Below are 7699 nucleotides of genomic sequence, written 5' to 3'. Positions count from 1 at the left end.
GCGACGCCCCCACCCCCACCGCCGTGCTGTCACCCAACGAGACGTAGTTGACGCTCATCGCTCAGGGCACGGTCAGCGCGCGCAGCAGGCGTCCGCCACCCGGGCCGGCCACGCGCAAGAGCAGCGTGCTGCCCTTGGGCGCGGCGCGGATGGCCGCGGCCAGCTCCTTCGCGCTCGCGATGGGCTTCTTGTTCGCCTCCACCACCAGCATGCCCGGCGTCAGCTGCGCGCGGTCCGCGGGCGAGCCCGGGACGATGTCCGTAATCAGCGCGCCGGCGCGCTCGGTGAAGCCCGCCTGGGACGCCGTGCGGGCATCCAGGTCCTGTAGGGACACGCCCACGCGGCGCGAGCTGTCCTGCTCGTCGGTGGCCCCCGGCTTCTTCTTGGACAGGCCCTCCAGGTCCGGCCGGGTGCCCATGGTCACCTTGACGTCCTGCTTCTTGCCGTCGCGGTAGAGGGTCAGCGTCGCGACGGAGCTGGGCTTCTTGAGCGCCACGGTGCGGGTCAGATCGCTGTCCGAGCGCACCTGCTTGCCGTCCACGGCCACCACCACGTCGTCCGGCTTGAGCCCGGCCTTCGCCGCCGGGGAGTCGGGGGTGATCTGCGTGAGGATGGCGCCCTCGCTCACCGACAGCTTCAGCGCCTGGCCCAGCTCGCGCGTGAGGGGCTGGATGCCCACGCCCAGCCAGCCGCGGGTGACGGCGCCCTCCTTCTCCAGCTGCGGCAGGAGCGCCTTGATGAGGTTGCTGGGCACGGAGAAGCCGATGCCCGTGCCGCCGCCGACGATGGCGGTGTTGATGCCCACCACCTCGCCCTTCATGTTGAAGAGCGGGCCGCCGGAGTTGCCGGGGTTGATGGCCGCGTCCGTCTGCAGGAAGTCGTCGTACACGCTGGCGCCGATTTCACGGGCGCGCGCGGAGAGGATGCCCACGCTCACGCTGGAGGCCAGGCCGAACGGGTTGCCGATGGCCAGCACCCAGTCGCCCACGCGCACGGCGTCGGAGTCCCCCAGCTTCACGGAGGGGAGCTGATCCACCTTCTCCTTGATCTTCACCACGGCCACGTCGGTGAGCGGGTCGCGCCCCACCACCTCGCCCGTGAACGAACGGCCGTCGTCCAGGCGGATGGTGATGGTGACCGCGTCCTCGATGACGTGGTTGTTGGTGAGCACCAGGCCCTTGGGGTCGATGATGAAGCCGGACCCGGCGCCCTGGCGGATCTGCTCGCGCTCGCTGCGTCCGCCGCGGCCCCGCCCGTTGCCTCCGAAGAACCGGTCGAAGAGGGGGTTGTCCTCCATGCCCTCCGGCATTTCGGGACGGGCCTGCACGTCCACGTTCACCACGGCGGACTTCACCGACTCCACCAGGGGCGCCAGCGAGGCCAGCGACTGGGCCTCACGCGTGGCGGGCTGGAGGTTGCCGGCCTGACCGGTGACCGCCGGCTGCGTCTGGGGCGCGGGCGGCTTGGGAGCAGGAGCCTGCGCGAGGGCGAGCGTGGGCGATGCCAGCACCAGCACGGCGGCCACGAGCTTGCGACGGAACGGAGGGAGCGTGTGGGTCATGGATTTCCTCAACCTAAAGCGGAAACGAAGCCCCGCAACCGGAACGACAGTGTCCGGTGACGGGAGGTGAACCCCCAGCCCGGCCGCCTGTTCCCGGACCGCTCAACCGGGCCGGTAGACGCGGTAGTCCAGCTCGGGGAACAGGTTGTCGCGGCCTTCGACGTGGGACAGCCACGGCTCGTCAACGGTTCCAGCGCGCACCTGGTCGTGCAGGCGCAGGAAGCGCTGCAGGTGCTCCTTCGTGCGGCGCACGGCGTAGTCCACCATGGTGCCGGTCTTCATGATGAAGGCCCAGTCGGAGGACTGCGCCAGCAGCAGCTCGCGCGCGGCCTGGTTCAGCGCCCGGCGCTTGAGGGACGGCGCGTCCGGGAAGTCCCGGGCCAGCTCCACCATCTGCCGCGCGGCGTGGTTCAGGTGCCGGTAGATCCAGTCGTTGGTCCCATCCAGCCACATGTTCGCGTAGCCGCCCGCGCCCCAGGAGGACATGGGCGGCGTGGCCACCTGGTTCTCCGGGTGCTCGCGCAGGTCGTCCAGCGGGCTGATGAGCGTGAGGCGGCTGGGGTTGCGCGCGGCCTGGCGGATGAGGGCGTCGATGAAGTGGGGACCCTCGAACCACCAGTGGCCGAAGAGCTCCGCGTCATAGGGCGCGACGACCACGGGCTTGCGTCCGCCCATGCGCGACGCGAGGTATTCGAACTGGCGCTCGCGGTTGAAGAGGAAGTTGCCCGCGTGGACCCAGGCGCGCTCGCGGGCGGCGGCCGGGTCGTAGGGCTGCTTGTCGTTCGTCTTGCCGGTGATGCGGAAGTACTTGAAGCCGGTGTTCTTGCGGTCGCCGGTGGGCTGGATGAAGGGCCGGATGTAGTCCAGGTCCAGGTCCCAGCCGATGTCCCGGTAGAACTCGCGGTAGACGGGGTCGCCGGGGTAGCCGTGCTCGGTGCTCCAGACCTGCTGGCTGCTCTCCGGATCGCGCGCGAAGGCCGCGACGCCCGGCTCGGTGAAGATGGGCGCGTAGGGGCCGTGCAGCGGGCGGGGCGTGGCGTCCGTGAGCGCGTGCGTGTCCGCAAAGAAGTAGCGGATGCGCTCGGCGGAGAGGATGCGCTCCAGGCCCGGGTAGTAGCCGCACTCGGCCAGCCAGATGCCGGCGGGGTCGCGGCCGAAGTTCTGGCGGTAGTGGTTCGCGGCCACCGTCACCTGCGCGCGCACGGCCTCCGGCGTCTGCTGCATGAGCGGCAGGAAGCCGTGGGTCGCGTTGCAGGTGAGGATGTCCAGGTGGCCGGAGTCCTGGAGCCTGCGGAACGCCGCCACCAGGTCGCGCCGGTAGTGGTTGTGGTACGCGAGCCGCAGCGATTCGAAGTGGTCGCGGTGGAAGACGGCCAGCGGGTGGAAGGTGGCGTCATCCCGGGTGCGGTGCACCTCGCGGGCGCCCAGCTCGCAGAGCGAGTCCAGCCGACGGGCGTAGCGCTCCCGCAGCAGGTCGTCGTTGAGCATCGACACGAGCGTGGGCGAGAGCGTCATCGTCACCCGGAAGGGGACGCGGTCCTCGACCAGTCTGTCGAACACGCGCAAGAGCGGCAGGTACGTCTCGGAGATGGCCTCGTAGAGCCAGTCCTCTTCGAGGAAGTCTTCGTACTCGGGGTGGCGGACGAACGGCAGGTGCGCGTGAAGGACCAGCGCGAGGGAGCCCAGGCTCATAGGTCGGTCGGAGAGGCCGTGCGGGTTCACTTCCGTCCACGGCGCGACGGCCGGGACTTGGAGGACTTGGAGCCCGAGGGCTTGGGCTCCGGTGGGTTCTGGGCCGCCTTCGGAGGCGCGGCGGTCGGAGGCTCCACCTTCGGAGACGGAGCCGTCGGAGCCTCGACTTGCACGGGCGAGGGGCTCACGGACACGGAGGCCAGTGCGGCCCGTCGCGCGGCCTCGCGGGCCTTGTCGAGGGCACGCTGTTCGGACGCGGAGGGACCGCGCGCCACGCTCAAGGCCCAAGGGTCCCTGGGAGGCTCCGTGGGCCGCCACGAATCCGTGGAGGCAGCATCCTGGGTCGATGCGCCGGACGGGACCGGAGCCTCGGCTCCCACCGGCGTCGAGGTCTCGGCGGGACGCGATGACGAAAGGTCTCGCGCTTCAAGCACGGCACCTCGTGGACGCGGCGATTCCGGGGACCAGTCATCCGAGCCCCCGGCCGCACGCGCCGCGCCGGGCTGATCCAAAGTGCCCGTGGCGTGATCCGCGGAGAGGTAGCGCTGATCCGAAGCGCCCGCCGCCCGGGGCACCGTCAGGTACTGCTGATCCGAAGCGCCCGTGGCGCGGTCCACCGTCAGGTACTGCTGATCCGAAGCGCCCGCCGCACGCGGCACGGTCAGGTACCGCTGGTCCGAAGCGCCCGCCGCGCGAGGCACGGTCAGATACCGCTGGTCCGAAGCCCCTGCGGCACGAGGCACGCTCAGGTAGCGCTGGTCCGAAGTCCCCGGCGCACGCTGCCAATCCTGGGTCCCCTGCCCTCCCGCCACGTACCGCTGGTCCGAAGCGCCCGGTGCACGGGGCACCTCCAGATAGCGGTACTCCGAAACGCCACCCGGCAGCGCCTCACCGTACCGCTGCTCCGACGCGGCCGGCGCGCGCGGCACCTCCAGATACGAAGACGCCACGTCGTAGCGCTGTTCTGAAGCACCCGGTGCGCGCGGGACTTCCAGATACGGAGACGCCACGTCATAGCGCTGGTCCGAAGCGCCCGGAGCCAACTCCACGGCCAGATAGCGCTGATCCGAGGCCCCGGGCGCACGAGACGGTGCCAGCACCGCGCCCTCACCGAGCGTCGCCTCCCCCACGCGCGCATACTGCTGGTCCGACGCCCCAGGCGCTCGCGGCGCGCTCTCCAGATACGCCTCTTCCACGTAGCGCTGGTCCGAAGCCCCGGGGACGCGCGGCGCATCGACATAGGCCTCGGTGCGCTCGCGGTGGACCTCCGGCACGTCCACCAACCCGGCGCTCCCTGGCAACCGCACCCGGCGCCAGGTCACGTATTCGCGCTCCTCCACCCGAGGAACCCGCGCGGACGCCGCCGAGGGGACCGCTTCGCGCAGCCGGTCCACCACCGGAGGAGGCGGCATGCGCAGGAACCGGATGGACGTGTCCGCCGACGGCCCCGCGGGCGGCAGCGTGGCCCGATTGGACGAATGTCCAATGCGGCGCGACCGGCCATCCGAACCGACGAAGTGCGCCTCCACCCGGTACGTGCGTCCGGGCGTCATGCCCTGCAGATAGAAGCTGCGCGACTCCAGCGCGAAGTCCACCTCGCGCGACACGCCCTCGCCGTCGAACACCTTCAGCACCGCGCGCGGCGCCGGCAGCTCGTCCAGCGCCCGGCTCCGGCTCGCCTCACTGAAGTCCCAGAAGACGAAGAGCGTGTGCGGATCCCTCGCGAGCAGCACCATCGCGTCATCCTGGTAGTCCAGGGGCAGCATGGCCAGGTGCTCGTTCCGCTCGGGTGACGCGTCCGCCGGAGGCAGGCGCGGCGCCTGCTCCTCCAAGAGGTGGTGGCGGCGCGCCTCCTTCTCTCCCGCCATCTTCGTCACGAAGAACCCCTCCACCAGGGGCTCGGCGGCATGCGGCGGCTCGCTCGCGGGCGCGGGCTTCGCGGCGGCGGGCGCGTCCTCCCCGGGAGCGCTCGACGGGCGCGGCGTGGGAGCCTCGGGAGCCAGGGACAGCGTGTCGTCTTCGTCGTCCAGGTCGCGGCGCGTCTTCGCGCGGGCGGGGAACGTCACCACGCGAGCGGGCCGCGTTCTGGGGCCACCGCTGGGCTCCGTGATGGGCTCCTCGGAAAGTTCTCGTGCCTGCGGCGCGGCGGCGCTCTCGGGCGGAGGCAGGGGGACGGACCCGGACGTCGAGCCCTTGTCGGAGCGGGAATCCGCCGGGCCGGAATCCAGGGCCCGCTCCTCGCCGCCCACGGCACCGGAGCCGCGCCGGGACGTCGCCAGGCCGGCCATGCGCGCGAGCCGCCCCAGGGCGGGAATGCGCTCGGCCAGCGAGGTGACCAACTCCCGCCCGCGGGACACGCCAGCTCCCTCCCGGAGATATTTCCGGGCCAGCTGTCGCAGGTAGCTCACGGTGACGCCCTTCCGCTCATCCATGGACACCTCGCCTCGTTATGACGCGGCATACAGGGGGTCAACGCATCCGTCACGGGATGTGTTGTTCCGCCGACCCCCTTCTTCATCCGTCACGCCCGATGACACCTCACCCCTGTCCAAGTATCCTGCGACCGCTTGAGCGACCTGCCCAGACTTCTCCTGTGCAGCTTTGACGTCATCCCCGGCCCGTCTGGCTCCTCACGCCGACTGACCGAGTATCTGAAGGCGTTGCCTGATCGCTTCTCCGTGGTGGTGCTGTCGGCGAAGACGCCCGACCACTCCCATATCGAGAAGTACCAGGGCGCCCGGCTGCTCCGCGTCCCGGTAGGCTCCGGGGACCTGGCGTCGCGCATCCAGTCCTTTGAACGGGCCGTGCGCCGGCAGCTCGAAAGCGAGGACTACGCCCTCGCCCACTTCACGGACCCCTTCGGCGGGTACGCGCTGTGCGAGCTGAAGGCGGACTACGGCTACCGCCTCATCTATGAGGCGCAGACGTTCCCGTCCCAGGAGCTGCGCTACACCCATCCCCAGACGGACGGCGACCGCCGCTTCCTGTCGAAGATCCGCCGCCAGGAGCTGTTCTGCCTGATGAACGCGGACCTCGTCGTCACCGGCTCGCAGACGACGCGCGCGTTCATCCAGGGGCTGGGCGCGGCGGAGGACCAGCTGCGGACGATTCGCGCGCCCGTGGACCTGAAGCCGTACGACCCGGAGGTGCTCGGGGCCCCGGACGGCTCGCCGCTTAGAATGATGTACCTGGGCAGCCACGTGGGCTGGCAGGGCCTGCCCACCCTCCTGCGCGCCACCGCGCTCGCGGCCCAGCAGGTGGACGTGCGCCTGACGTTGGTGGGTGCGCACCATCCGGACTGGAAGCCCCACCTGGAGGACCTGGTCAACGACCTGGGCATCAAGGAGAAGGTCGACTTCCAGCCGCCCGTCGCGCACGACGACCTGGTGAAGGTGCTGGCGCTGGCGGACGTGGGCGTGCTGCCGCTGGACGACTCGGAGCGCAACCGGCTCCAGGGCGGACCGCTGGCCAAGGTCTCCGAGTACCTGGCCGCCGGCCGTCCGGTCATCGCCGCGGACCTGCCCGTCACCCGCGAGCTGATTCCGAAGGACGCGGCCATCTTCTTCCCTCCGGGGGACGCCCGCGCCCTCTCCGAGCGCATCCTGGACCTGGCGCGCGACGTGCCCCGCCGCGTGGCGCTGGGCAAGGCCGGGCGCGCGTTCGCGGAGAAGGTGCTGGACGCGGGCCTCATCCGGGGCCAGCTGCTGGACCTCTACGACTCGCTGCTGGAGAAGCGCGGCCACGTCCCGGTCGAAGCCGCCAGCGAGCCGCCCGACGTCACGATGACGGGCACGCCCACGAACAGGCTCGCGAGCCTGGGCATGCCGGAGGCGTCCCAGCCCGCGCCGGCGCCCAAGCCGCCCGCGAAGCCCGCCGTCCAGGCCGGGTCCGACGAAGCAGACCCGCCCCCCGCGAAGGATGGCGCGGAGGACGCGCCCGTGGTGATGGGCATGGCCCTGGACGACGGGATGGACACCCGGCTCGTCAAGACCGAGCCGGACATGCGGCCGGACGAGGTGCCCATGGTCATGGGCCTGCCGCTGCGCGAGTCCGCCAACGCCGCTCCGGCCCCCGCGAGCAGGGAAGCCACGCCGCCTCCGGAGCCGGAGGCCGCGCCCCAGAAGACCGACGACACCGCGAAGACGACGCTCCCCTCCTCTCCTGTGACGGACCACGAGCCGGAGCCGCTGGGGGGCCGTGGCTCGGAGCCGGCTCCGCCCACGGAGATGGTGACGAGCCCCCTGGTGAAGGCCCTCGGCTTGAAGGAGCTCAGCGGGGACGGCGCCGCCGGAGCTTCGGATTCGGAGGCCCGCGCCGCCGAGGATGGCTCCTCCGGAGCGACGGCGGTGGTGCGCCGGCCGGTGGAAGTGGAGGAAGACGACACGAGCACGCCGGCTCCCACGCCCGTCGTGCGCAGGCCCGCCTCCGAGGATGAGGCCCCCGCCC

The 7699-nt window shown here is 71.4% G+C and carries 4 protein-coding genes; 1 reads left to right on the top strand and 3 read right to left on the bottom strand.

Going from position 1 to position 7699, the window contains the following annotated elements; translation table 11 throughout:
* Window positions 1–61 precede the first annotated feature (61 nt).
* The 3 genes from D7W82_RS37100 to D7W82_RS37090 form a co-directional block, all read right to left on the bottom strand.
* Window positions 62–1561, bottom strand: a complete 1500-nt coding sequence (locus D7W82_RS37100; RefSeq protein ID WP_120622803.1) for a trypsin-like peptidase domain-containing protein — start codon at window positions 1559–1561, stop codon at window positions 62–64.
* Window positions 1562–1663: 102 nt separating this feature from the next.
* Window positions 1664–3253 carry a glycoside hydrolase family 57 protein gene (locus tag D7W82_RS37095; RefSeq protein WP_120622802.1) on the bottom strand — a complete coding sequence of 530 codons (1590 nt, stop codon included), beginning with the start codon at window positions 3251–3253 and terminating at the stop codon, window positions 1664–1666.
* 26 nt (window positions 3254–3279) lie between these two features.
* Window positions 3280–5685 carry a DUF4912 domain-containing protein gene (locus D7W82_RS37090; RefSeq protein ID WP_147439742.1) on the bottom strand — a complete coding sequence of 802 codons (2406 nt, stop codon included), beginning with the start codon at window positions 5683–5685 and terminating at the stop codon, window positions 3280–3282.
* A 228-nt stretch (window positions 5686–5913) separates the two neighbouring features.
* Between D7W82_RS37090 and D7W82_RS37085 the strand changes: the two genes are divergently transcribed.
* The coding region (locus D7W82_RS37085; RefSeq protein WP_233588168.1) for a glycosyltransferase family 4 protein at window positions 5914–7699 on the top strand (1786 nt) is incomplete at its 3' end.

It is taken from the genome of Corallococcus sp. CA049B (assembly GCF_003611685.1).
Lineage (GTDB): Bacteria > Myxococcota > Myxococcia > Myxococcales > Myxococcaceae > Corallococcus > Corallococcus coralloides.
Note: the sequence above shows the minus strand (reverse complement) of the source record. Positions and strands in the feature narration are given on the sequence as shown.